Annotated in this window: 24 protein-coding genes; 10 read left to right on the forward strand and 14 right to left on the reverse strand. The window is 45.6% G+C overall.

Annotation, left to right across the window (positions count from 1 at the left end):
* Positions 1–2 precede the first annotated feature (2 nt).
* Together pheS and tdh are read right to left on the reverse strand one after the other, a co-directional pair.
* Positions 3–1,514, reverse strand: coding sequence for a phenylalanine--tRNA ligase subunit alpha (pheS, locus tag THEPK_RS08415; RefSeq protein WP_042700986.1), 1,512 nt, complete (start codon positions 1,512–1,514; stop codon positions 3–5).
* Positions 1,515–1,588: 74 nt separating this feature from the next.
* Positions 1,589–2,641: an L-threonine 3-dehydrogenase gene (gene tdh, locus THEPK_RS08420; protein ID WP_042700987.1), complete on the reverse strand. Its 1,053-nt coding sequence runs from the start codon at positions 2,639–2,641 to the stop codon at positions 1,589–1,591.
* A gap of 249 nt (positions 2,642–2,890) precedes the next feature.
* On the opposite strand from tdh, the gene THEPK_RS08425 reads away from it, so the two are divergent.
* The 3 genes from THEPK_RS08425 (at position 2,891) to hmgA (ending at position 5,236) form a co-directional block, all read left to right on the forward strand.
* Positions 2,891–3,097: a TRAM domain-containing protein gene (locus THEPK_RS08425; protein ID WP_042702170.1), complete on the forward strand. Its 207-nt coding sequence runs from the start codon at positions 2,891–2,893 to the stop codon at positions 3,095–3,097.
* 134 nt (positions 3,098–3,231) lie between these two features.
* Positions 3,232–3,990, forward strand: coding sequence for a MinD/ParA family ATP-binding protein (locus tag THEPK_RS08430; RefSeq protein WP_042700989.1), 759 nt, complete (start codon positions 3,232–3,234; stop codon positions 3,988–3,990).
* A gap of 22 nt (positions 3,991–4,012) precedes the next feature.
* Positions 4,013–5,236 carry a hydroxymethylglutaryl-CoA reductase (NADPH) gene (gene hmgA / locus THEPK_RS08435; RefSeq protein ID WP_042700991.1) on the forward strand — a complete coding sequence of 408 codons (1,224 nt, stop codon included), beginning with the start codon at positions 4,013–4,015 and terminating at the stop codon, positions 5,234–5,236.
* A 19-nt stretch (positions 5,237–5,255) separates the two neighbouring features.
* On the opposite strand, the gene THEPK_RS08440 is transcribed toward hmgA, so the two are convergent.
* The 4 genes from THEPK_RS08440 to THEPK_RS08455 all read right to left on the reverse strand — a co-directional run bounded on the left by THEPK_RS08440 (position 5,256) and on the right by THEPK_RS08455 (position 9,531).
* Complete coding sequence (locus THEPK_RS08440) at positions 5,256–5,819, reverse strand: hypothetical protein (protein ID WP_232194568.1); 564 nt, start codon at positions 5,817–5,819, stop codon at positions 5,256–5,258.
* A 126-nt stretch (positions 5,820–5,945) separates the two neighbouring features.
* Positions 5,946–7,835: a Glu-tRNA(Gln) amidotransferase subunit GatE gene (gatE, locus tag THEPK_RS08445; protein WP_042702172.1), complete on the reverse strand. Its 1,890-nt coding sequence runs from the start codon at positions 7,833–7,835 to the stop codon at positions 5,946–5,948.
* The gene (gene gatD, locus THEPK_RS08450) at positions 7,835–9,154 is read right to left on the reverse strand and encodes a Glu-tRNA(Gln) amidotransferase subunit GatD (protein ID WP_042700994.1); all 1,320 of its coding nucleotides are present in this window, start codon (positions 9,152–9,154) and stop codon (positions 7,835–7,837) included. Before gatD ends, gatE begins: the two co-directional genes overlap by 1 nt.
* Positions 9,155–9,237: 83 nt before the next feature.
* Positions 9,238–9,531: a transcriptional regulator gene (locus THEPK_RS08455; protein ID WP_042700996.1), complete on the reverse strand. Its 294-nt coding sequence runs from the start codon at positions 9,529–9,531 to the stop codon at positions 9,238–9,240.
* 45 nt (positions 9,532–9,576) lie between these two features.
* Between THEPK_RS08455 and THEPK_RS08460 the strand changes: the two genes are divergently transcribed.
* The 5 genes from THEPK_RS08460 to rsmA all read left to right on the forward strand — a co-directional run bounded on the left by THEPK_RS08460 (position 9,577) and on the right by rsmA (position 13,061).
* The gene (locus THEPK_RS08460; RefSeq protein ID WP_042700997.1) at positions 9,577–10,749 is read left to right on the forward strand and encodes a tRNA pseudouridine(54/55) synthase Pus10; all 1,173 of its coding nucleotides are present in this window, start codon (positions 9,577–9,579) and stop codon (positions 10,747–10,749) included.
* 123 nt (positions 10,750–10,872) lie between these two features.
* Positions 10,873–11,166, forward strand: a complete 294-nt coding sequence (locus THEPK_RS08465; protein ID WP_042700999.1) for a 50S ribosomal protein L21e — start codon at positions 10,873–10,875, stop codon at positions 11,164–11,166.
* A gap of 5 nt (positions 11,167–11,171) precedes the next feature.
* The gene (locus THEPK_RS08470) at positions 11,172–11,534 is read left to right on the forward strand and encodes an RNA polymerase Rpb4 family protein (RefSeq protein WP_042701000.1); all 363 of its coding nucleotides are present in this window, start codon (positions 11,172–11,174) and stop codon (positions 11,532–11,534) included.
* Positions 11,535–11,610: 76 nt separating this feature from the next.
* On the forward strand, positions 11,611–12,237 hold the full coding sequence (locus THEPK_RS08475; protein ID WP_042701002.1) for a DUF655 domain-containing protein: 627 nt from the start codon (positions 11,611–11,613) through the stop codon (positions 12,235–12,237).
* Positions 12,238–12,239: 2 nt separating this feature from the next.
* A complete protein-coding gene (gene rsmA, locus THEPK_RS08480) occupies positions 12,240–13,061 on the forward strand; it encodes a 16S rRNA (adenine(1518)-N(6)/adenine(1519)-N(6))-dimethyltransferase RsmA (protein WP_042701004.1) in 822 nt (273 codons plus the stop codon).
* Here rsmA and THEPK_RS08485 read toward each other — a convergent pair.
* Both THEPK_RS08485 and THEPK_RS13125 read right to left on the reverse strand, forming a co-directional pair.
* On the reverse strand, positions 13,051–13,590 hold the full coding sequence (locus tag THEPK_RS08485) for a ferritin-like domain-containing protein (RefSeq protein WP_042701006.1): 540 nt from the start codon (positions 13,588–13,590) through the stop codon (positions 13,051–13,053). The two genes, rsmA and THEPK_RS08485, sit on opposite strands and share 11 nt — an antisense overlap.
* Positions 13,591–13,640: 50 nt before the next feature.
* Positions 13,641–13,802, reverse strand: a complete 162-nt coding sequence (locus THEPK_RS13125) for a hypothetical protein (RefSeq protein WP_156882172.1) — start codon at positions 13,800–13,802, stop codon at positions 13,641–13,643.
* Between the two features lie 10 nt (positions 13,803–13,812).
* On the opposite strand from THEPK_RS13125, the gene THEPK_RS08490 reads away from it, so the two are divergent.
* A complete protein-coding gene (locus tag THEPK_RS08490) occupies positions 13,813–15,558 on the forward strand; it encodes a radical SAM protein (protein WP_042701008.1) in 1,746 nt (581 codons plus the stop codon).
* On the opposite strand, the gene THEPK_RS08495 is transcribed toward THEPK_RS08490, so the two are convergent.
* The 6 genes from THEPK_RS08495 to THEPK_RS08520 all read right to left on the reverse strand — a co-directional run bounded on the left by THEPK_RS08495 (position 15,551) and on the right by THEPK_RS08520 (position 21,042).
* Positions 15,551–16,225, reverse strand: a complete 675-nt coding sequence (locus THEPK_RS08495) for a hypothetical protein (protein WP_042701010.1) — start codon at positions 16,223–16,225, stop codon at positions 15,551–15,553. The genes THEPK_RS08490 and THEPK_RS08495 overlap by 8 nt on opposite strands.
* A gap of 45 nt (positions 16,226–16,270) precedes the next feature.
* On the reverse strand, positions 16,271–17,977 hold the full coding sequence (locus tag THEPK_RS08500) for an S-layer protein (protein ID WP_042701012.1): 1,707 nt from the start codon (positions 17,975–17,977) through the stop codon (positions 16,271–16,273).
* 297 nt (positions 17,978–18,274) lie between these two features.
* Positions 18,275–19,099 (reverse strand): hypothetical protein, encoded by an 825-nt coding sequence (locus THEPK_RS08505; RefSeq protein WP_042701013.1) that lies wholly within the window; start codon positions 19,097–19,099, stop codon positions 18,275–18,277.
* 1 nt (position 19,100) lies between these two features.
* Entirely contained in the window at positions 19,101–20,147 is a 1,047-nt protein-coding gene (gene amrS / locus THEPK_RS08510; protein WP_042701015.1) for an AmmeMemoRadiSam system radical SAM enzyme, read from the reverse strand.
* Between the two features lie 95 nt (positions 20,148–20,242).
* Positions 20,243–20,503, reverse strand: coding sequence for a MoaD/ThiS family protein (locus THEPK_RS08515; protein WP_052315931.1), 261 nt, complete (start codon positions 20,501–20,503; stop codon positions 20,243–20,245).
* A gap of 38 nt (positions 20,504–20,541) precedes the next feature.
* A complete protein-coding gene (locus THEPK_RS08520) occupies positions 20,542–21,042 on the reverse strand; it encodes an aldehyde ferredoxin oxidoreductase C-terminal domain-containing protein (protein WP_042701017.1) in 501 nt (166 codons plus the stop codon).
* Between the two features lie 38 nt (positions 21,043–21,080).
* Between THEPK_RS08520 and tnpA the strand changes: the two genes are divergently transcribed.
* On the forward strand, positions 21,081–21,470 hold a 390-nt coding region (gene tnpA, locus THEPK_RS08525; RefSeq protein ID WP_042701019.1), incomplete at its 3' end, for an IS200/IS605 family transposase.

Below are 21,470 nucleotides of genomic sequence, written 5' to 3' on the forward strand. Positions count from 1 at the left end.
CATCACCACACCAGCTTGGCTTCCCTCAACCACTTCAGGTCATAGCTGAAGAGGTATCTTATGTCGTCTATTCCCAGCTTAAACATGGCCAATCTGTCGATACCGATTCCCCATGCAATTACTGGCACGTCTATTCCAAGCGGTTTTGTCATCTCTTCTCTGAATATTCCCGCTCCCCCGAATTCCACCCATCCGAGCTCTTCGTGATAGGCACTCATTTGAACGCTCGGCTCTGTGAACGGGTAATAATCTGGAAGGAACTTTACTTTCTTTGCCCCAGCGATTTCAACCGCAAACCTCTTCAGGATTCCGAGGAGGTGTTTGAATGTTAAGCTCTCATCAACAACGAATCCGTCCACCTGGTTGAACTCTATTAGATGCGTTCTGTCCAAAACATCCGGCCTGAAGACCCTTTGAATAGCGAAGTATTTGCCCGGGATTTGAACGCCTTTGCCAAGCTGTCTTGCACTTAGAGCTGTTGCATGCGCTCTGGGCATTAAAAGCATGGCCATTCTCGGATCCCACTTGTAGCCCCATCCTCTCGAGCCCGTTGTCCAGCCGTGCTCATGGGAAGCCTTAACCTTCTCCACAAGCTCCTCATCCGGGAGAGAGCCATATTTTGGATACTTTAACTGGTAGGTGTCTGTCCAGTCTCTTGCTGGATGATTCTGTGGCTGGAACAAAGCATCAAAGTTCCAGAATTGAGTCTCTATTAGGCTTTCTGCAGTCATCTCAATAAAGCCCATCTCTATAAGTTTTCTCCTTATCTTATCGAGGAAAACCCTATAAGGTTGCTTTTTGCCGGGATAGACTCTCCTCACAGGGGCTTGAATGTTAAAGCGTTTGAACTCAACCTTTCTCCATTCCCCACTCTTTATGAGCTCTGGAGTTAAAACTGAGACCTCTTCCTTGAGCTCAAGACCGCTTTCAGCGAGTTTCATCCCTTCCTCTGTGATCTCTACCTCTCTCTCTGCCTTAGTGTCTTCTTCCCCAATCTTTCTGCTCTTCAGCTCCTTAATAGGGATGAGCTTTTCTAGCTCCTTTGCATCAACTTCTCCCTTTTCTGCAAGGATTTTCAATGCTTTGTCAATTGGTCTCTCCTCAGAAATCGCTGCTTGTCCCTTTTCGGTAACCTCAAGAACAAGCTTTCCATCCTCCTTTCTGACATTCGCCCATCCTTCTCTCCTTAAGATTCCAACGATAGGCTTAAGCTCATCCTCACTCAGAACTTCCCTTAGCTCGTCAAGAGAAACTTTGCCTCTCTCCACAAGCAGCTTCAGGGCTCTCCTCTCTGGAAGTCCAATTTCTGCATATTTCCTTCCCAGCTCTGTTATCCTTACGATCGTCTTCTGCCTTTCGTGGAGCTTTGCAAGGCCCTTACTCTGGAGCCAGAGAACGGCTCTCATTACCGCTACCTGGTCAAGTCCGGTCTCTTTAACGAGGTCTTCAAATTTCGCCTTTTTTAAATCCCTGAGCTTGATGAGAGTTAATTTTTCTTGATAGCTTAATTCCATTATCAACCCCCCGAAAGAAGTCTCACAAGACTTACTTAAAAATTGCGGTGGTAAAGATAAAAGGGTTAGAAAAGTCAGTGCTTGTGGGGGAAGAACACGACCTTACCCGTTTTTCCAGCACGCATGAGCTCAAAAGCTTCCTCAAACTTATCGAATCCCTTGTACTTGTGCGTGATTATCGGGTCTAAATTGAGCTTTCCGCTTCTAAGGAGGTTGGAAACTGTATACCAGGTCTGCCAAAGGTGCCTTCCGGTAATTCCATGAACTTCCAGTGCCTTGAAGATAACGAGGTTGTTAATGTCGAATGTGACTTCCCTCGGGAAGAGACCTAGAAGACTAACCCTTCCCGCCGGCGTAACCGCTTGCAGTCCCTGTTCAAGAGCTTTTGGAGCACCACTGAATTCAAGAAAAACGTCAACTCCATTGCCATCTGTTAGGTCTTTCACTTCCTTAACAACATCCTCTTCCATGGGGTTTATAACCACATCAGCACCCACTTTTTTAGCCAGCTCTCTTCTGAATTCGCTCGGTTCGCTCACTATTACCAGAGAAGCTCCACTTGCCTTTGCCACCGTTATACCCAGAAGACCTAAGGGCCCAGCACCGGTTATGAGAACAGTTTTACCTGCAATTGGCCCGGCTAAAACAGTATCGACGGCATTACCCAACGGCTCTTGAAGTGTCGCGTATTCTGGGGGAATATCCCTCGGGTTCTTCCACGCATTCTGGGCTGGGACTATCGCATATTCCGCAAAGACACCATCGGTGTCTACTCCAAATATCTTGGTGTTCTGACAAACATGGTAGTTGCCGGTTTTACATTGGTAGCATTTTCCACAAACTATATGAGTTTCTGCAGAGATGTAGTCACCTACTTGAATGTCATCAACTCCTTTTCCAACTTCCACGACCTCTCCAGCGACTTCGTGGCCCATTATCTGGGGGGGCTTTATTCTGCTCTGTGCCCAATCATTCCATTCGTAGATGTGAAGGTCGGTTCCGCAGATGCTAGTTGCAAGAACCTTGATGAGAACTTCTCCTTCCCTTGGCTGTGGGACATCAACCTCAACAAGTTCAGCACCGTAAGCGGGCTTAGTTTTCATGATAGCGGTCATTTTTTCGCCCATGGTTACCATCTCCACAGGTTTTTTAACATTAATATCTTCATTGTTTTGTGATATAAAGCTTTTTGTCTCCATAAAATACTCGGCCGCTGGCCTCGGTTTTCAGAAGGAAAAAGCTAAATTAAGCAACAAAAGGTTTGAAAAAGTTGTGAAACCACCAAAAATTTTAAATACCTCCATCATCACAATTAAGATTGCAGATACTTGCTGGTGGTGTCTGAATTGGAGGACAGGAAATTTGGAAAGAAAAGGATGGAAAGAGGGGGTTCAAGACTGCCCCCAGTTAAGGTTGGAGAAAGATACAAGGTAAGGATAGAAGCCCTTGGAAAAGGTGGAGATGGGATAGCAAGAATTAAGGGCTTTGTGATTTTTGTCCCCAACACGAAAGTGGGGGACGAAGTGGAGATTGTCATAAATTCCGTGAAACAGAAGTTTGCATTCGGAGAAATTATTGGTTGATTATTTTCCTTTCTTCCCCTTTTATACGAAAATCTTATATTTCATTTTGTAATAGAAGTAGTGTGTCTATCACTGCGATGATTTAGTGACTTTGTCACTGCTTTAAAGACTCGCCTATCAAGGAAGTGTGAGTAATGCCGGTTATAATCGTTACCGGGAGAGGGGGAGCCGGTAAAACCACGACCACTGCAAATCTAAGCGTATATTTTGCTCAAAAGGAGTATAGGACTTTAGCTATAGATGGTGACCTATTCTTGCCCAATCTCGGCTTCCATTTTGCTTTGGAGAATGTCAACTATACTGTCCATTCCCTTCTCAAAAATCCCGATGTTGACCCGGAGTGGGCAATCTACAAACACGCAAAGACGGGAGTTAACGTGATGCCCGGTAGCACTAGGTTGCAGGATGTGATAGGTATATCACCCAAAAGATTAAGGGATATCGTCGAGCAGATGAGGTATAAGTTTCCGGTGGTTTTTGTTGATTCTCCCACCGGAATTCCCTTTGATACCCTTCCAACTTTTGAAGTTGCTGACTATCAAATAATAGTTGTTGAAGTTGAAAGATCACCGATTTATTCCTTTGAAACAATGGTGGAGAATGAGATTAACAAGCTTAAGGCAATAGGCGAGGAATATGGGTTAAAGATTGGGGTAGTGCTAAACAAGGTTAGGGAATCGGAGGATGTTATAGACCACATAATAGACGAGATTACTGAAAACGTTGGCCTGCCGGTTGTTGGGGTAATACCATTTGATGAGTATGTTCCGGAATCCATAAACGTGGGGATCCCAGTACTTGCATATAAACCAAGAAGCGATGCGGCTATAGCGTTTTATGAGGCCGGAGAGATATTAGAGGAATGGATATTTAGGAAGGTTAAAAAGATCTGAAATCTCTTTTGGGGGTAGGAAGATGAACTTGGAAGAACTTATCGAAAAGGTAGCCAGTGGAGAAATTAAGCTTCACCAAGTGGAAAAATATACCGGAAGCAAAAGGCTTGCAACTGAGATAAGAAGAAAAGCCCTTGAGAAAAAATTGGGGATATCACTCGAAAACATCGGGCATTACTCTATCGACCCCGAGGAAGTTATTGGAAAGAACATAGAAAACATGATTGGAGTTGTCCAGATACCAATGGGAGTGGCCGGGCCGTTGAAGATAAATGGAGAATACGCCAAAGGGGAGTTCTATATTCCCTTGGCGACAACTGAAGGAGCATTGGTTGCAAGCGTTAATAGAGGGTGCTCAGCCTTAACTGCCGCAGGCGGTGTGAAAACAACCATAATCGACGACAAAATGACAAGGGCGCCTCTTTTAAAATGCCCCGATGCAAGAAGGGCTAGAGAAGTTGCCCAATGGGTCGAAAAAAACCTAGAGTATCTCCAAGAGAAAGCGGTTTCAAAAGTAACTAGGCATGGAAAGCTTAGGGGGGTTAAGCCATACATCGTTGGCAACAATCTCTATTTGAGGTTTGAGTTCGAGACAGGCGATGCTATGGGTATGAACATGGTCACGATAGCAAGTGAAGAGATAATGAAGGTTATCGAAGAGCACTTCCCGGATGTTAAGTACCTAGCCCTTTCTGGAAACCTCTGCGTTGATAAGAAGCCCAACGCAATGAATTTCATCAACGGAAGGGGAAAAACAGTGATAGCCGAGGCGATCATTCCAAGGGAGATCGTGGAGAAAAAGCTCAAGACAACGCCGGAACTCATAGCGGAAGTAAACTATAGGAAAAATCTCGTAGGCTCAGCTCAGGCTGGAAGTTATGGATTCAACGCCCATTTTGGAAACATTGTGGGGGCAATATTCCTTGCAACTGGCCAGGATGAAGCCCAAATAACCGAAGGCTCCCATGGAATAACCCTTGCAGAGGTCACTCCTGAGGGAGATTTATACATAAGCATAACAATGCCGAGCCTCGAAATCGGAACGGTAGGTGGAGGAACAAGAGTAGCCACGCAGAGAGAAGCATTAAGCATTATGGGCGTTGCCGGCGGCGGAGATCCTCCTGGAGCTAATGCAAAGAAGTTTGCGGAGATTATTGCCGGTGCTGTATTGGCAGGGGAGCTCTCATTACTAGCCGCCATAGCGGCAAAACACCTTGCAAAGGCGCACAAAGAGCTTGGGCGTTAGGTTTGTCTACCCAAAATCTCTAATCCTCCCAGCTTCTCTTTTTGTAGCCTTTTTTGATGCTCTGCAGTGCAAAGATGAAAAACAGCACAAAGGTTACAATGTTGCTGAGCTGGGATAAGTCTACAACGTTTTCTAGTGCCATATAGCCGGCAACAAGTGCTAAAACACCCAAAGCAACTTGTACTGCCGTCACTACCAGTTCGAACGTGCCTTTCTTATCCAACTTGCCCTCGGCGATTTTCTTAAATATCTCTTCAAGGGCAGAGTCCTTTTTGATGAGAAACACCATGTATTTGTCCTTATTTTTGAACTTAATCCTCTCCTCACTCGGCACGAGATAAAACCAGCGGTTCATTCCATCAGTTAGCTCAACTACATAAAGCCTGTTCGATTTCGAGAAGAGGTTTTGGGCGTTCATCAAAAGGGTGTACTCGTCGGGGTTCACCACCCTGTTAAAGGACTTTTCCCCGAAAAGCCCCTCCAGCTCCTTGGCTTTTTCGCTTATCATTTGCTCGGGCTTTAATTTAATGAAAACGTAGACTAACTTCTTCTCTCTTTTTTGAGGGATAGTCTTTTTCTCCACTTTCTTTTTGTTCTCTGGTTTCCCTTTAGGCTTTCGTGGAATTATAATCGGGCCCGGAACAAAGGTCATTTCTCTTCCCGCCTAGAATACGACTTCAAATCTTAAAAAGTTATTGAAAAAGGAGAATTAAGAGCTGAGCTCCTGAATCTTTTTCCTTATGAGCTGGTTCACAAGCTTTCCGTCTGCCTTTCCTCTAAGCTTGGCCATTGCCCTTCCCATAAGCATCCCCATTGCACCCATGCCTTTTGCCTTCACTACGTCTATGTTCTCCTGGACTATTTCCTCGACTATTCTCTCAACTTCTTCCTCACTTAACAACGTTAGTCCTTTCTCCTCTGCAACCTGCAAAGCGGTCTTTTCTGGATGGAGTGCAAGCTCCTTAAATATTTCTTCAAATGCCTCCTTTGCTATCCTGTTGTCGAGGAAAAGTTTGAACGCATCTTTTATGTGCTTCTCCGTAATGTTCTCAATTGGAACTTCCTTCTTGAGACCCTTGAGAACCACAACGAGGACTGAAGCTGCCAGAGAGGGCTTGACACCCATTGCTATAAGTTCCTCAAATAGCTCATCCCTCTCGTCATCAACCAGCGTCTGGGCCAAGCTTTTATCTATGCCGTATTCCTTGATGTAGCGCTCAACTCTTGCCTGCGGGTATTCTGGAAGGTTCTCCAAGATTTCCTTCTTGAGCTCTTCACTGACAAATATTGGCGGAATATCTGTTTCGGGGTACATTCTGGCCTTTCCTGGGAGAGGACGCATATATTGTGTGTTTCCATCCGGCAAAGCCCTTCTCGTTTCCTCGGGGACGCCTCTAATGGCTTCTCTCGCCCTCTGAAGAACCTCCCTGAGAGCGTTCTTGGCGACTTCTTCCTCAGCCGCAACCAGAACAAAGGCATCTAGCTCGCCAAGGTTTAGCCTCTCAATGACCTTATCAACTTCTTCTTGACTTATACCGTAATTCGGCAGCTCATCAATGTGAAATATACCTTTTACGTACTTCTTAGCCCTGTCAGCCATTTCCGTTCCAAGCCTTCTTCCGGGCTGAATTTCGGACCCTATGAGTCCCCTGAACTTTGGAAGCTTGACGGCTAAAACTTTTCCTCCCCTCTTTAAGGTGCTGGCAATTATTTTTGAGCCAGTGTTGGCGAAGATGTCACTCACATCATAAAACTCCTCTTTTAGCTCTTCCTCCTTCGCTCCCCTCTTCTCGAGCTCCTCTTTAATCTTTATGAGATTGAGCTGTCTTTCAACTTCGCGCTCTATTATCACGGGTATCATGTCAAGCTCTTGGACACCCTTAATCTCAACCCTTGCTCCACCCTTGATAGAAACGTTTAAATCCTGCCTTATTGTTCCAAGACCGCGTTTTACTTTGCGCGTTGCTCTCAAAGCATCACCTATGAACTTCGCCACTACCTTTGCCTGCTCCGGATGGTGGATATCTGGAGTTGTGGAAATCTCAATTAATGGAATCCCCAGACGGTCAAGCCTGTATACTACCCTCTTATCTCCTTGCTCTATAATTCTGCACGCGTCTTCCTCAAGGCAGATAGTTGGAATTCCAACGCTTCCCCAGGGTGTGTCTACCTTACCGTTAACACCGACTATAGCGGTTCTCTGGAAACCGGAGACGTTTGAACCGTCTATGACAATCTTTCTCATAAAGTGGACCTCATCAACAGGAACGGCGTTTAAGAGATATGTAATCTGGAGAGCAACCCTCAAGGCCTCTTCGTCCGGCAGGTGGGGTGGTTCCTCGTCCAGATAGACCAGATCACTGTACTTGTAGTTCCCTTCATAGACAAAAGCCCTGCCCTTCTTGAACTCTTCAAGCGCGGCCTGGTCAATCTCCCCGAGCTCGCTCATAGTAGGCCTTAGCCTTCTCTCAACTGTAAAATCTACTTCCTCATGAAGTTCACTCGGTACAGGGGAGAACAGCTTTTTCGTATCGAGCTGTCTGTGAATTTCAAGGCCCACTTTAAGTCCAAGTGCTTTGTAATCAAACTCCATACTTATCACCTCAGATAAGTGTCAAATCTTGTGTAGGGGGTAATCTCTCCAGCATAGTTCGTGAGCATCATATTTCTAACTTCCTCAAGGTTCTGCGTATGACCAAGAACCCATATGAGCTTCACGTAAGCTGTCTCTGGAAGCATGTCCTCACATGGAATAACACCAGCTTTAAGAAGCCTTCTCCCAGTGGAATAGACGTTGAGGTTGACTCTACCGTAGAGGCACTGGCTCGTCATGCAGACTGCAACCCCTTCTTCAACTGCCCTCTCTATCGTGGGTATTATGTCATTTGATGTGTGGCCTAGGCCGGTACCTTCTATTACAATTCCCTTGTAGCCTTTATCCACTAAAAACTCTATGAGCTTTCCGCTCATGCCTGGATAAACCTTTATCAGGGCAACTTTTTCTTCAAGCTTGTCATCAACCCATACTTCGCTCTCCCTTCTTTTTCTGTAGTCGTCCCTTAAGTACTCAACTCTTCCATCAGACCATATCTTCGCTATGGGAACGTCGTTTATACTCCTAAAGGCGTCTCTCCTTGAGGTGTGCATTTTTCTAACCTTTGTCCCTCTGTGTGCTAGGCAGTAAGTATCGCCGCTTTCCCCGTGCATTACAACTGCAACCTCCCCAAAGTCTTCAACTGCCATCCTGGTGGAGCATATTAAATTCATCGCGGCATCACTTGAGGGCCTATCACTGCTCCTCTGGGAGCCAACGAAGATTACAGGTTTTCCTAAATCCCTCAGCATGAAGCTTAATGCAGCAGCAGAATACCCCATCGTATCTGTTCCGTGTCCTATTACTACCCCATCTTCTCCACTGTTGAGTGCCTTTGCAACCTCATGAGCCATCTTTTTCCAGTATTCAGGCCTCATATCTTCACTCATTATGTTAAAGAGCAACTTTGGTGTTATGTTGGCTATTTCAAAAATTTCCGGAACGGCTTTTGCGAGCTCCTCAGCTGTAAATGCCGCATGAACCGCACCAGTTTTGTAATCTATTTTGCTCGCTATGGTTCCTCCGGTTCCTATTATGGTAACGTTTGGAAGCCCAGGTTTTTTAGGTAAAACTTCTTTAAATGAAATCTCTTCTCTTGGCTTGGCTTTTTCGAGGATCTTCACTTCAACTATCTGGTCGATTAAAATCCCGATGTTGTACCCGTTGTCCAGCTTTATTGTAAGGGTTTCTCCCTTTGAAAGCTCATATGGGGGCATTACAATACCCCTGTGAGTAACTCTTGTGCCGTTTTCCTTTTCCACAACCTCAACATAATCGCCAATTTCAATGCCTTTTTCCTTCATGAAAAGCTCGACTTTTCTCATAGCGAAACCCCCTTTGAATCTTAAGCTAGATAGAGGTGAGAGGGATATAAACATTGTCTCCTTTCCCACCACAAGTATAGCTCCTATCGAGTCTCGATTTTAAACCTCGGCTCTTCAATCCACTCTGACCTGCACTTTGGACATTTGCTGGGAATTTTTATCTCCGGTTTAAATACGAAGCCACATTTCTTGCATTGGGCTGGCTGAATGAGGAGAGCCTTTCCTTCACGCTTTACGATATTTGCAATAGCTTTAAGGTCTTCAAGGATTACCTTTTTGCTCCCCTTGCCCCTCATCTCAAGGAGCATTGCGAGTTCACTTACACTGTAGTCCCTCTCCTCCAAAAGCTTTATTATCTTCTGTCTTCTCGTCATCATAGGGGAAAGTTTGAAAGGGCATTAAAAAGCTTAAGGGTGCGAGTGATGATAATAGAAAAGGCCGAAGAGATGCTCAAAGAGCACAAACTCTGTGATCACTGCCTGGGAAGGGCCTTTGCTCTGCTTGGGAAAGGAGACAATCACATCCGAGGGAAATCAATAAGGTTAGTCATTAATATGGAAAGAGAAGCTAGAGGCGAAGAGAGCTTTCAGGAGCCTCAAGAGTGTGAGCTTTGCGGAAATATCTTCAAAAAGACCGAATATCTTGCAAGGCTCTGCTACGATAAGGTTTCAAGGCTTGGGCTTGAGTTTGAGAGCTTTCTCGTTGGCTCAAGGGTTCCCAAGGAAATTGTAGAGAAAGAACGGGAGATAATTGAGAGGTTTGGGCTGAAGCATGCCGAACCAATAAACAGGGAACTGAACAGAGAAATTGGAAAGGTCCTTGAACTCATACTTCAAAAGCCCGTGAACAAAGGCAATCCAGATGTTGTTTTTATAGTGGAGCCATACAACGAGAGGGTGGAACTCCAGATAAAGCCTCTCTACATCTACGGTCGCTACAGGAAGCTAGTTAGGGGGATCCCTCAAACGCCATTAAGGGGATTCAAAGAAAGTGTTGCGTCAATAATCTGCAAACCTTTTTCAAAAGAGACAAAAGGAAAATGCATATTCCACGGAGCTGGAAGAGAGGATGTAGATGTGAGAATGCTTGGGAATGGGCGACCTTTTGTTGTTGAGGTTAAGAGACCAATAAAAAGGCATATTGACTTAGAGAAAATTGAAGGGGAAATCAACAAGAGCGGGAAAGTTGAGGTTTTAGGGCTTAGGTTTATAACCAAGGAAGAAGCCGAAAAGGTTCTCACGTCAAACCACAAAAAAGAATACGAGGCCCTTGTTTATGTTGAGGAGGGCATCAGCAGGGAAGAGGTTGAAAAAGTTGTCAAGACACTTGAAGGGGCCACTATTAACCAGAGAACACCCAGAAGGGTTTTGGGAAGAAGGGCTGATTTGGTGAGGGTGAGAAAGGTTCACAAAGCTGAAGGCGAGCTTATTGATGAGAAACACTTTAAACTCCGCCTGATAACCGACGGAGGGCTCTACATAAAAGAACTAATTTCGGGAGACAAGGGGAGGACAACCCCTTCGGTGAGCGAGATATTAGGAAAGAAGGCTTGGTGCGAAAAACTTGATGTGCTGAATATCCTAGATGAGCAGTGAAAACTTTATAAATGGTTGAGCACATGAGCTTATGGTATTGGGAAAGACCCATAGTTGATAAAAGCTTGTTCCTAAACGTATAAGTTGTTGAAACTCCTAAATAAGCTCTAAGAGGTGATTGATATGGTTCAAAAAGCCCATACTGTTAGAAGGAAAACCAGAGGTAAGCTTAGCAAATCACCAAGGAGGAGAGGTCTTCCTCCATTAACAAGGTTCCTTCAGGAGTTTGAAGTTGGTCAGAGAGTCCACATAGTGATTGAGCCAAGCTACCACAAGGGAATGCCAGACCCAAGATTCCACGGAAGAACAGGTACCGTGGTTGGAAAGAGGGGAGATGCATATATCGTCCAGATCAATGACGGTAGTAAGGTTAAGACCTTCTTCATTCACCCAGTTCACTTAAGGCCCCAGAAGTGAGAACTATGATAGGGCGCAAAAAGCTCAAGGAAGAATACATCTCAATTCCGGAGGCAAAGGAGCTGCTGCTTAAAAGGAGAGAAGAAGGGCTAGAGGAAAACCCAGAGGAGCCAATATTCTATGAAGCAAGGGTTAGCATTGAGCACGCAGAGAAGTTCTCAAAGCTCTCAGCAGAAAAAGCAAAAGAGCTCAGAGAAAAGCTAATAGGCCTCTTTGAATGGCTTGATGAAAGGATAGCGACGAAAATTGTCGACATAATGCCCGAGGACTACTTTGACATAAGGGTTATCTTTGCCAAGGAAGAGTACACGCCCACTAAAGAGGAGGCAGAAAAGATACTCGAAATCCTCGCAGAATATAGGGAGTAGCACTCTCTTCTTCTTTTTCAAAATTTCTCGAAAAGTATTAAAAGCCTTAGGCAGTATATTCTTGGGGGGAGAGACCATGGATTATTATCGTAGAAGACATTCCTACGCACAAAGCGCCGATAAAAAGAAGCATAATGTAGAGTATGAAGAATATGCGTATGTGTTAGATTACCTTCCCACCGGTTATCTCGATCTTGAACACCGAAACCTTAGGGACAACAAGCCGGTAGCACAGGTTATTGGGGAGAAGGCTTTTACCCTGCTCGAGGTAATTCCGAAGACAGACCTCATGCTCTATGAGAGGGTCTTTGTTGGAAAGGGACAGAGAGACAAGATACTTATGATAAGTAGAAAACTCAACTATGATGAGCTGACTCCAACAGCGAAGGCCGAGCTTCCGTACGTCCTCGAGGAGATTGTAAAGAACAACGAAGAGCGTTTTGTGAAGTTCTTTAACGTTGCCCCGCCAATTACAAACAGACTCCACAGCCTGGAACTGCTCCCGGGAATAGGAAAGAAGCACATGTGGGACATTTTGGAGGAGAGGGAAAAAGAGCCCTTCAAGAGCTTTGAGGACTTGAAGCACAGGGTAAAGGGGCTCCCGGACCCTGTAAAAATGATAGCGAGAAGAATATTGGATGAGCTTGAGAACAAAGACCGCTACAGGCTTTTCGTAGGTTCAAGAAGAATATTCAGGGAGTAAATATGCACTCCAAAGTCTTTTCTTTAATTTCTAAATATAACCTAAGGCCGAATTCTGATCTTGGCCAGAACTTCCTCATAGTAGAGGATGTTATCCAAAGGGAAGTAGAACGGGCAGATATAAAGGAAAATGAGACCGTCCTCGAAATAGGGCCCGGTTTGGGCGTGCTGACAGACAAGCTGGCAAAAAGGGCAAAGAAAGTTTACGCCATAGAGACGGACGCGCGGATTATTGAAATACTAAAAAAGGAGTACAATTGGGACAACGTGGAAATCATACACGGCGATGCCCTTAAGATAGACTTTCCCGAGTTCGATAAGATAGTTTCCAATCTCCCCTATCAGATATCTTCTCCAATAACCTTCAAGTTTTTGAAGTATGAGTTTAAGAAAGCCGTGCTCATTTATCAGCTTGAATTTGCCCAGCGAATGGTGGCAAAGCCGGGGGATAAAAACTATTCCCGCCTCTCGGTAATGGTGCAGGCTAAGGCAGATGTTGACCTTGTTGAAAGAATCGGCAGAGGAGCGTTCTACCCAAGACCAAAAGTCGATTCTGCGGTAATAGTAATGACGCCCAAACCCAAAGAGGAACAGATAGCTCTAAATGAGAACCTCGTGAAGGCCCTCTTCCAGCACAGAAGAAAGCTTGCGAGCAAGGCCCTAAAGGATTCCTACCACATGCTGGGCATTACGAAGGATGAGTTCAAAAAGCTCAAACCTGTTATTGAGAGTATTCCCCACTCCCAGAAGAGAGTCTTTCAGCTTTCAATTGAGGAGATAAAGGATATAGAAGAGTTTCTAAGAAGCCAAAACCTCATTGAGTAGCATTGTCTTTTAATGAGAGGTACTTCTCTTTCAGGGCTTTTATGTGGTTGTAGTGTCCCCACTCAATCTCCGCCAGCCATTTTGCTACCTCTTTAACCTCGGGGTTTTCACTCAGCTTCGAGAGGTACTCGTAAGCCTCTGCCGCCATCTTTTCGTTCTCCATTAAGATGTCAAAAAGCTCCTCTGCCCTTCCCTTTTCTAAGAACCTCTCAAGTTCAGGCTCGGCCAAAACTACCTCTAAGGGAGGTAAATTAACCGGGATAGGTTTTTCACCCGGAAACAGCTTTTTGTAAAGTCGAAGCAGCTCTTCTGCATGCTCCAAGCTCTCTTCGCTGAGCTTACGAAAAACCTTGGGTACTTCTTCAATCCACGTCAATTCCTTGCTCAGCTCATAGAGGCGATGATACATCTCAGCCTCCTCAACCTCCGCGTTTATCCAGTAGGAAAGAATTTCCTTCATGCTTAATTTAGGAAGTGTTTGGAGAAGCTTCTTTATATTTTCTTTAACAGTTAAGGATACCTCTCTCATAACAACACCTCATGTTCACTTTTTGGTTACCCGCTCATTGAAAATAAAAATCATTGAGCAGCCTGATTGTTCTTTACTGCAAGATATTCTTCTTTCAGGTTTTTTAGTTTATTGTATCGTTCCCGCTCAATATCCGCCAGCCTATTTATTTCTATTTCAAAGTTTAAAAATATTGCATATCCCCTTCGCTGGGTTTTTAAACCCCCGGCCAAATTCTCACACATGATAGTTGCAATAATAGACGGCTACACCGACGAACCAGCGGGACTTGGAGTGCCCCCTTATTTGGGAATCTATCCAAGATACGCCTACGGTGCAATAAAAAAAGCCAGAAAAGATGCGAGAATTTTTTACCTCACAATAGATGACCTGCGCTTTACTTTTGAGGGCGAACAGGGGATAAAGACCAAAAATAAAACTCCCAACGTACATAAAACAAAAGAGATTCTTGAGAAAGCAGATGTGATTGTATATATCGGTGGACTGCACACTCCGGGAAAATACCTTTCTGCAGTCCCTTCTCAGGTGGAAGAGGTTGCAAAGTTTATAAAGCCATTCAAGGGCATTAAAATTCTCGGCGGACCGGCATTTATGGGCTCGGCCCATGAGGGCGGAACAAAGATAAGCTCAAAGGAACTAACCCTTGCTCAGGCAGTTTTTGACCACATCGCTTACGGCGACCTGGAGGCTTTTCTCTATGACTTCTTCACAAACCCCAAAGAAGCGAACCCCCTCCGCTTCAGGGACTATTCGGAATTGAGGGACTACGCACTCTTAGGTGCCGAAGTGGTGAAGCAGTTCCCGGATTACCCCGATTTTGTCATAGTGGAGATCGAGACCCAGAGGGGATGTCCCAAAGCTGCGGGCATAGGAGGGTGTTCCTTCTGCACTGAACCCGTGAGATACAAATCAATAGAAGACAGACCTATTGAAGACATCGTCAAAGAGGTCGAAGTCTTCTATAATCTCGGAGTGAGGCACTTTAGAATAGGACGACAGAGCTGTATCTTCTCTTACATGGCGAAGCCTAATGATAGAGTTCCGGTTCCAAATCCTGAGGCAATTGAAAAGCTTTTTAAAGGAATTAGGAGCGTTGCACCGGAAGTAAAGACCCTCCACGTAGACAATGCCAACCCCGCGGTCATAGCGAACTACCCTGAGGAGAGCATCAGGATAGCGAAGACACTCATAAAATACGGCACGCCCGGAAATGTCGTTGCCTTCGGGCTTGAAACTGCTGATCCGAAGGTAGCGAAGCTCAACAACCTGAACTCCACACCGGAAGAGACTTACGAAGCCGTTAAGATTCTAAACGAGGTTGGCGCTAAAAGGGGTTACAACGGGATGCCATGGCTCCTGCCCGGAATTAACATTCTCTTCGGTCTCCCCGGAGAGACCAAGAAGACCTATGAGCTCACCTACGAGTTTTTGAAGAAAATACTCGACGAGGGACTGCTGGTGAGGAGGATAAACATAAGGCAGGTGGTTGTATTCCCGGGAACGCCTTTATGGCACATGAGGGACAAGGTAAAGACCGAGAAGCACAAAACCCTGATCAAGCACTATAAGTACAAAATAAGGCACGAGATAGACTATCCAATGCTCAAACGCCTCGTTCCCGTTGGGACAATATTGAGGGATGTTAGGGCTGAAGTGTTTGACAACGGCTTAACATACGGGAGGCAGATAGGAAGCTACCCCCTAATAGTGGGCATCCCAAAGGAGATTGAGCTGAACAGGTTTTACGACGTTCTCATTGTTGACCACGGCTTCAGGAGCATAACGGGAGTCCCAATACCGATAAATCCAAACACCGAAAGCCCCAAGGTTTTAACTTATCTGCCCGGGATTGGAAAGAAGAAGGTCGTAAGAATTCTCGCAAAGAGGCCGTTCAAAACCAAAGAGGAGTTTTTGGAAATAGTTGAGCCGGAGAAAAGAGAAATATACAGAGATATTGTGGTCATTTGACCCTTGAGCCTATGATGGCCTTTAACAGCAAAACCTCCGCAAAGAGCGTTTGTTCATTTGTGGCTTCAAGCACTACAATGCCCTCCTTCGGCGAATATATGCGGTCTATTTTTCCTCCCTCTGCGGGCCCCCTTAGCATAACGAGCAGGTGTTTTTTGTTTCCTATGAGTCCAAGCCCAATTTCAACCCTCTGAATGAAGCCAAGGGATGTTACGTGTATTTTTTCAACATCGGCCTGAGCTCTAGCCATGGACTCATTGTCGTCGTATCCCTTTCCTTTGTAATACCAGTACCTGTTTGCGGTGAACACTGGCGACAGTACTGCTGATATCTCTGTTGCGGTTCTTGTTCTCCACACGCACACATCACCAAGAGTTCTAGCATCACAGTTTCTAAACATAGGGTCCCCAACGATGAGGGTCATGCCTTCGTATACAGTCCCCCTAAGGGTTAAATTCAAATCTAAGATGGGATCGCCGGTGTTGTAGCTTTCAAGAAGGATTTTGTGGTCAACCCCATTATAAGGAACTTTAACAAGAACTTTTCTCAAGGGTTCTTTATCCGGATAAACATTACTCGAAAAGTGCAGATATCCATAACTAATGACAGCCAAGGGGGCGACCACAAGGATAAGCAACAGAAGTAGTGCAGCTAATTTTTTATTCAATCCCAAAACCTCCAGAAAAGTTAATTAAAAAAGAAGGGAAAAGCTTCAGAGCCCAGCCAAGTGCTCCATGAGCTCCTTGGCTGCTTCTCTTGTGGCGTACCTGTCCTTACCGGCAACGATGAGGACGTCGTATGTTCCGAAGGCGTCCTCTATGTACTCGAGGTCACCCTCGCTGTTCTCCCAGTCAACTGTGCTGAGTCCTTGCTCGACGAGGTATGCGGTGACTGCGTTTGCAACTGGTCCACCGACGAGGATGAGGTTGCTGTCGACTGCGTTGAGGTCAAGCTCGCTGTCAAGGACTGTGATTGGCTCGGCTGGAACCATTGGTGTAACCTTGGTGTAGGCCTCGCCCTTGATTGCCTCAATTGTCCATCCTTCGAACTCGTCGCCAACCTTGAGCTCCTTGGGCTCCCAGGTCTTCTCAACTGGCTCAACTACGATGTATGACTTAACTGCGTACTCTTCCTTGTCATCGTCGTCAACGTCCTTTGTGTAGACCTCGGACTTGTAGTACATCTTGTACTTGCCGAGAATGTCGAGCTCTTTGCCCTCAAGGTCGTTCTTGTTTGTGAGTGTAACCTTCACTATCTTTCCGCCTGAGAAGTCAAAGTCAACTGTCCATCCTGAGATGAGCTCGTCTCCGGTCTCTACGGTCTTCTGGTTGGTTACGACTTTGATTGTTGCTATGAGGTTTCCGTCGATACCGACGAATGTGTCTGTTAGAGTAAGGATTATTCCACCGTCGCCAAAGACATCCTTCTCTTCGTCCTTGTTGAGTATAACGAGCTTGTCAACTCCCTCTGGGCTTGTAACCTCTACCAGTGCCCTGTTCTCGTTAACGCTTATGTCAACTGCCTTGACCTTGTAACCATCGTAGTCCTTTATGTCTCCAAGCTGGAACCAGGTTTCTCTGTGGTCTTTACCGAAGGTCATGCTCTCTTCTGTCGCATTGATCTTCAATACATAGTAGCTGTTTCCGAGGATTGTGAAGGTGTCACCTTCACCAACGCCATCGTAAACGGTATCAACTGCCGTGTATCCTCCTGGGTTGTCATCGTCTACAACTGTGTAGGTCTTTGTTGTTGAGTCGAGGCTTCCCCATATGTCACTTGGAGTTGTTGTGTTCTTCTCCCACTTTTGTATGACGTAGTTGAGTGTAACAATGAAGTTGCCAGCTGGGATCTTAAGGGTAGCTTCCTTTGGTGGGTATGCAATTGTCTCCTGGTTCTCGTCAACAAGCTCTATGTCCAAAATCGTGAAGTCCCAGTCGATCTGGGCGTTGCCATTTATTCGATCCATGTTTTCAATCTCACCTACGAACTTTGGCGTCCAGCTGTCCCATGCTGAGTAAGCACCGTTGTAGGCACTTCCGTTCCACCAGAATTGGTCATCTGAGAGGTCTGAGAGCTCCTCGTTTGTGGTGTTTGGATCAACACCAGTGTCCTTGTAAAGGTTGCTGTAAACCGGGATTGGGTCTGGGTATTGTGTAGTTTCTCTCTTAACAACTACACTAACACCGCTTGCCTCGACTTCCTCAGATGTGTAGAGCAAGCTTCCAATTGCAAGAGCCACGTCAGCAGCGCTGGCAACGTCCATGGTTGATGGTGCGTTTGCACCGACTACGATTTTAACGTTTGGCATTCCATCCTTAACAAAGAACTCCTTCCCTGGTAGTGCAGCGTTTGCATATCCAAGGGTCGCTCCAACCATTGCGGCACCAACGGCAAGGGCCGCGATCTTTCTTACCTTCATGTCTTCACACCTCCGATACCTTGTGGGGGGCTAAACCCCCAACTATGGTATTCTTCAATACCTCTATGTAGTCTAGGGTTTATATACTTTTCGCTTTTAGACCCTTTCTAACGATTAGAAAAGCCTTCTTTTTGCCCAGATGGTCAAAAGTGGCATTTACCTACTGCCTACACCCAATTCGCCTTTTGCCGATAATATCTCGACAAAAGTTGAAGGGAGAGCATAGATACCCAATCCGCAATCACGGCCCTTACTTATAAGCTTTCTCATCAATAAATTAAAAGGTTGAGCAGAGGGTCAGGAGAGCCTGAATTTGAAGGTGTCCTTTTCTATGAGCTTCTTCTTAAGCGGTCTGTGAGTGAGCTCATGGACAAAGCCCCCAAGGTCTGTGAGAGCATTTTGAAGTTCTGTTGCAGAGATATCAACTATCTCTGGCTCGATTATCGATATTGCAACCGGGGCATATTTTGCCGTAAGCTGGAAAAGAACCTCAAACGGCGATATCAGCTCGCTAGCCACAAGGGCATATATTCTGTCCCCTCTTTCCTCCTGCACCTTAACAGCAATTTTGTTGACCTTGCAGCCCTCATATGCGAAGGCCTTCAGCATGGTCTCCTCTATCGATTCTTTGTCCTTTCCAAAGGTTTCTATAACGAAGCGGTAGAGAATTTCTTTGCCATCTATTATCATCTCTTCAATCTCTTCCCTGCTGTAGCCAACTCTCGGCTTTGGAATCTCGTCAAGCGGAGGATACGCCACAAGTCCACCAAACTTCTCCATGAGCTTGCCCATGAACAAAGAAACTTCCCCGAGGATTTTCATAAGGTCTTTGGCATCTATTTCGATTTTAGCGGGAGACACAACCTCAACCAGCGCGGGAGCATATCTCATCGTGGCCTTCACTATTTCCTCAAAAGGCCCCTCCAATTCAGCTTCAACCATGCTCGAGTATTTAAGCACATCATCTTCGGGGTTTTCAAGGATCTCCTCGGTGATTATGTCCTCAACTTTTACAGTGCTCTCGTTCTTTAGGGATTTCACGATCTCCTCAACAGCCCTTTCCAAAGCTTTCCTATCGTTTGAGAGAGCTTCTATATAAAATCTAACCTTCATTATCGCCATATTACCACCACATTCCTCTGTAATATCTTTTTCTATATTCACCAACTATGGGTATGGGCTCACCACAGTATTCGCACTTTCCGTCTTTTATGTGGTACTCCTCTATGGTAAAGCCCCACCTCACTATTAAAGGTTTTCCACACTTCGGACAGTAGGTGTTTTCTCCCTCATGTCCCGGTATATTTCCAACGTACACAAACTTAAGCCCTTCTTCCCTTGCTATGCGGTAGGCTTTCTCAACGGTCTCAATCGGCGTGGGAGGTAAATTAAGGAGCCTGTAGTACGGGAAAAAGCGTGAGAAGTGCACTGGTGTATCACCACCAAGCTCCTCAACAACCCACCGTGCAAAGGCCCTTATTTCCTCTTCGCTGTCGTTCAGCGTGGGTATTATGAGGTAAGTAAGCTCAACGTGAATCCCAAACTCCTTCTTGGCTATAACCGCAGTTCTCTTGCTTGGCTCCAAACTTGGCACCTTTGAAATCTTTCTGTAAAACTCATCACGGAAGGCCTTTATGTCAATGTTCATGGCATCTATATAGGGAGCAAGTTCTCTGAAGGGTTCCTCGTTTATGTAGCCGTTCGTCACAAGGATGTTCTTCAGGCCTTCTCCTTTGGCAAGCTTTGAAGTTTCAAGAACGAATTCATACCACACCGTCGGCTCGTTGTAGGTGTAGGCTAAGCTCTCGCATTCATAGTGCTTTGCCAGCCTTACAATGGCTTCTGGAGTGGCTTCCTCAAGGTAAGGAAAGGTTTCATCTGCCTGGCTTATCTCCCAGTTCTGGCAGTGGAGGCAGTGCATATTACATCCCACGGTACCTATGGAGAAGGCACAGGAGCCCGGATAGAAGTGGAAAAGGGGTTTCTTCTCAACCGGATCAGCGGCTATAGAGGATACCTTTCCATAGTTGAGCGTGTAAAGTTTACCTCCAATGTTTTTCCTGACCCTGCAGGAACCTCTCCGCCCCTCATCTATAATGCAGTTTAAGGGACATAAGCGGCATCTCACCCTGTTGCCCTCTAAGGGTTCCCAGTACATAGCCTCTCTCATAATCTCACCATTGTAAGATAGTACCGGCTATAGTTTAAGCTTTTGGTTCAGGAAGAAAAATTGGGTATTGCTCACTTGGCACCAACAAAGTCCAATCATCCTCCTGCGGCCACGGGCATTATTATAACTCTATCCATGTCCTTAAGCTTAGCTTCAATGCCCCCCAGGAACTCCACAGAGCGGCCGTTTATTAGAATCACTACGTCTTTCTTGCTAAAATCTACCTTAATCCCTTTTTCAGCTTCTAATTTCTGCAGGAGATCCTTTAGAGTAGAGCCATCTTCAAGAAAGACCCAGAATTCAGGTTTATCCACTTCTCCAGCAACTTGAGCGACAAGCTTGACAAACACCTTCATAGCCTCACCTACAAAATAAATTGGGAAAATTGAAAAATTCAAAGCTGCTCTGCAACTTCATCGAGCCCGAGTTCCTTGAGCTTCTCCTTTGTCGGCACCCCGTTTTCGTCCCAGCCCCTGGCTTTGTAGTAGTCTTTTAGAAGAATCTCCTCCTCAAATACCTGCCCCTTGGAAGGCTCTCTCGGCACGGGCTCTTTCACAATCCTTTCAGGCATCCTGTCGTACTTTCCATCAATGCCTTCTCTAACGTTTATGGCTCTCTCGAGGTTGAATATCCTCTCTCCGACAAGCCAGAGGTACTTTGGATCCCTAAACTCTTCAATACCCGTCGCAGCATAGAGCATCTTGGCATACATATCAACTGTAATCATTTCGGTGTTGAATGGGAATATACAGAATACAGCAGTTTCCGCAATCGCAGTTTCATCTTGAACATACTTTGTTATCTCGCCTTTACTTTTTCTTCTGAAAGCCTCGCCCTTTAGGGCGGGGATGCAGTAAACTACCCAACAGCCCTCAAACAGGAAAGCGAAAAGCATTTAAGCAATAATGCAGACCATACATTAAGGGGTTCACAATGAAACCCGAATCACCAAGAATCAAAAGAACAAGACACGCAAAACACTTCATAACCTACCATTTCGTCTGGATACCAAAATACCGGAGAGACATTCTCACCGGAAAAGTCGTCGAGAGACTCAAAGAAATGTTCAAAGAATACTCGGAAGAAATCGGGTGCGAGGTTATTGCCCTCGAAGTAATGCCCGACCACGTTCACGTCTTCCTTCAGGCAAAGCCCAACCTCTCGCCAGCCCAAATAGTGAACCACTTGAAAGGCAAAACCGCCAGAAAACTCCTCCAAGAGTTTCCAGAACTGAGGAGCAAGACGACACACGGTAGGTTATGGTCTCGCTCCTATTTCGTCGCCTCAGTCGGCTACATAACGGACGAGATTGTGAAGCACTAC

Origin of the sequence: Thermococcus sp. PK (assembly GCF_000430485.1) — an archaeon.
GTDB classification, from domain to species: Archaea; Methanobacteriota_B; Thermococci; order Thermococcales; family Thermococcaceae; genus Thermococcus_A; species Thermococcus_A bergensis.

Coding starts and splice junctions, on each gene's coding strand:
- pheS (WP_042700986.1), bottom strand. CDS start 1,514: ATGGAATTAAGCTATCAAGAAAAATTAACTCTCATCAAGCTCAGGGAT.
- tdh (WP_042700987.1), bottom strand. CDS start 2,641: ATGGGCGAAAAAATGACCGCTATCATGAAAACTAAGCCCGCTTACGGT.
- THEPK_RS08425 (WP_042702170.1), top strand. CDS start 2,891: ATGGAAAGAGGGGGTTCAAGACTGCCCCCAGTTAAGGTTGGAGAAAGA.
- THEPK_RS08430 (WP_042700989.1), top strand. CDS start 3,232: ATGCCGGTTATAATCGTTACCGGGAGAGGGGGAGCCGGTAAAACCACG.
- hmgA (WP_042700991.1), top strand. CDS start 4,013: ATGAACTTGGAAGAACTTATCGAAAAGGTAGCCAGTGGAGAAATTAAG.
- gatD (WP_042700994.1), bottom strand. CDS start 9,154: ATGAGAAAAGTCGAGCTTTTCATGAAGGAAAAAGGCATTGAAATTGGC.
- THEPK_RS08455 (WP_042700996.1), bottom strand. CDS start 9,531: ATGATGACGAGAAGACAGAAGATAATAAAGCTTTTGGAGGAGAGGGAC.
- THEPK_RS08460 (WP_042700997.1), top strand. CDS start 9,577: ATGATAATAGAAAAGGCCGAAGAGATGCTCAAAGAGCACAAACTCTGT.
- THEPK_RS08465 (WP_042700999.1), top strand. CDS start 10,873: ATGGTTCAAAAAGCCCATACTGTTAGAAGGAAAACCAGAGGTAAGCTT.
- THEPK_RS08470 (WP_042701000.1), top strand. CDS start 11,172: ATGATAGGGCGCAAAAAGCTCAAGGAAGAATACATCTCAATTCCGGAG.
- THEPK_RS08475 (WP_042701002.1), top strand. CDS start 11,611: ATGGATTATTATCGTAGAAGACATTCCTACGCACAAAGCGCCGATAAA.
- rsmA (WP_042701004.1), top strand. CDS start 12,240: ATGCACTCCAAAGTCTTTTCTTTAATTTCTAAATATAACCTAAGGCCG.
- THEPK_RS08485 (WP_042701006.1), bottom strand. CDS start 13,590: ATGAGAGAGGTATCCTTAACTGTTAAAGAAAATATAAAGAAGCTTCTC.
- THEPK_RS08490 (WP_042701008.1), top strand. CDS start 13,813: ATGATAGTTGCAATAATAGACGGCTACACCGACGAACCAGCGGGACTT.
- THEPK_RS08500 (WP_042701012.1), bottom strand. CDS start 17,977: ATGAAGGTAAGAAAGATCGCGGCCCTTGCCGTTGGTGCCGCAATGGTT.
- THEPK_RS08505 (WP_042701013.1), bottom strand. CDS start 19,099: ATGGCGATAATGAAGGTTAGATTTTATATAGAAGCTCTCTCAAACGAT.
- amrS (WP_042701015.1), bottom strand. CDS start 20,147: ATGAGAGAGGCTATGTACTGGGAACCCTTAGAGGGCAACAGGGTGAGA.
- THEPK_RS08515 (WP_052315931.1), bottom strand. CDS start 20,503: ATGAAGGTGTTTGTCAAGCTTGTCGCTCAAGTTGCTGGAGAAGTGGAT.
- THEPK_RS08520 (WP_042701017.1), bottom strand. CDS start 21,042: ATGCTTTTCGCTTTCCTGTTTGAGGGCTGTTGGGTAGTTTACTGCATC.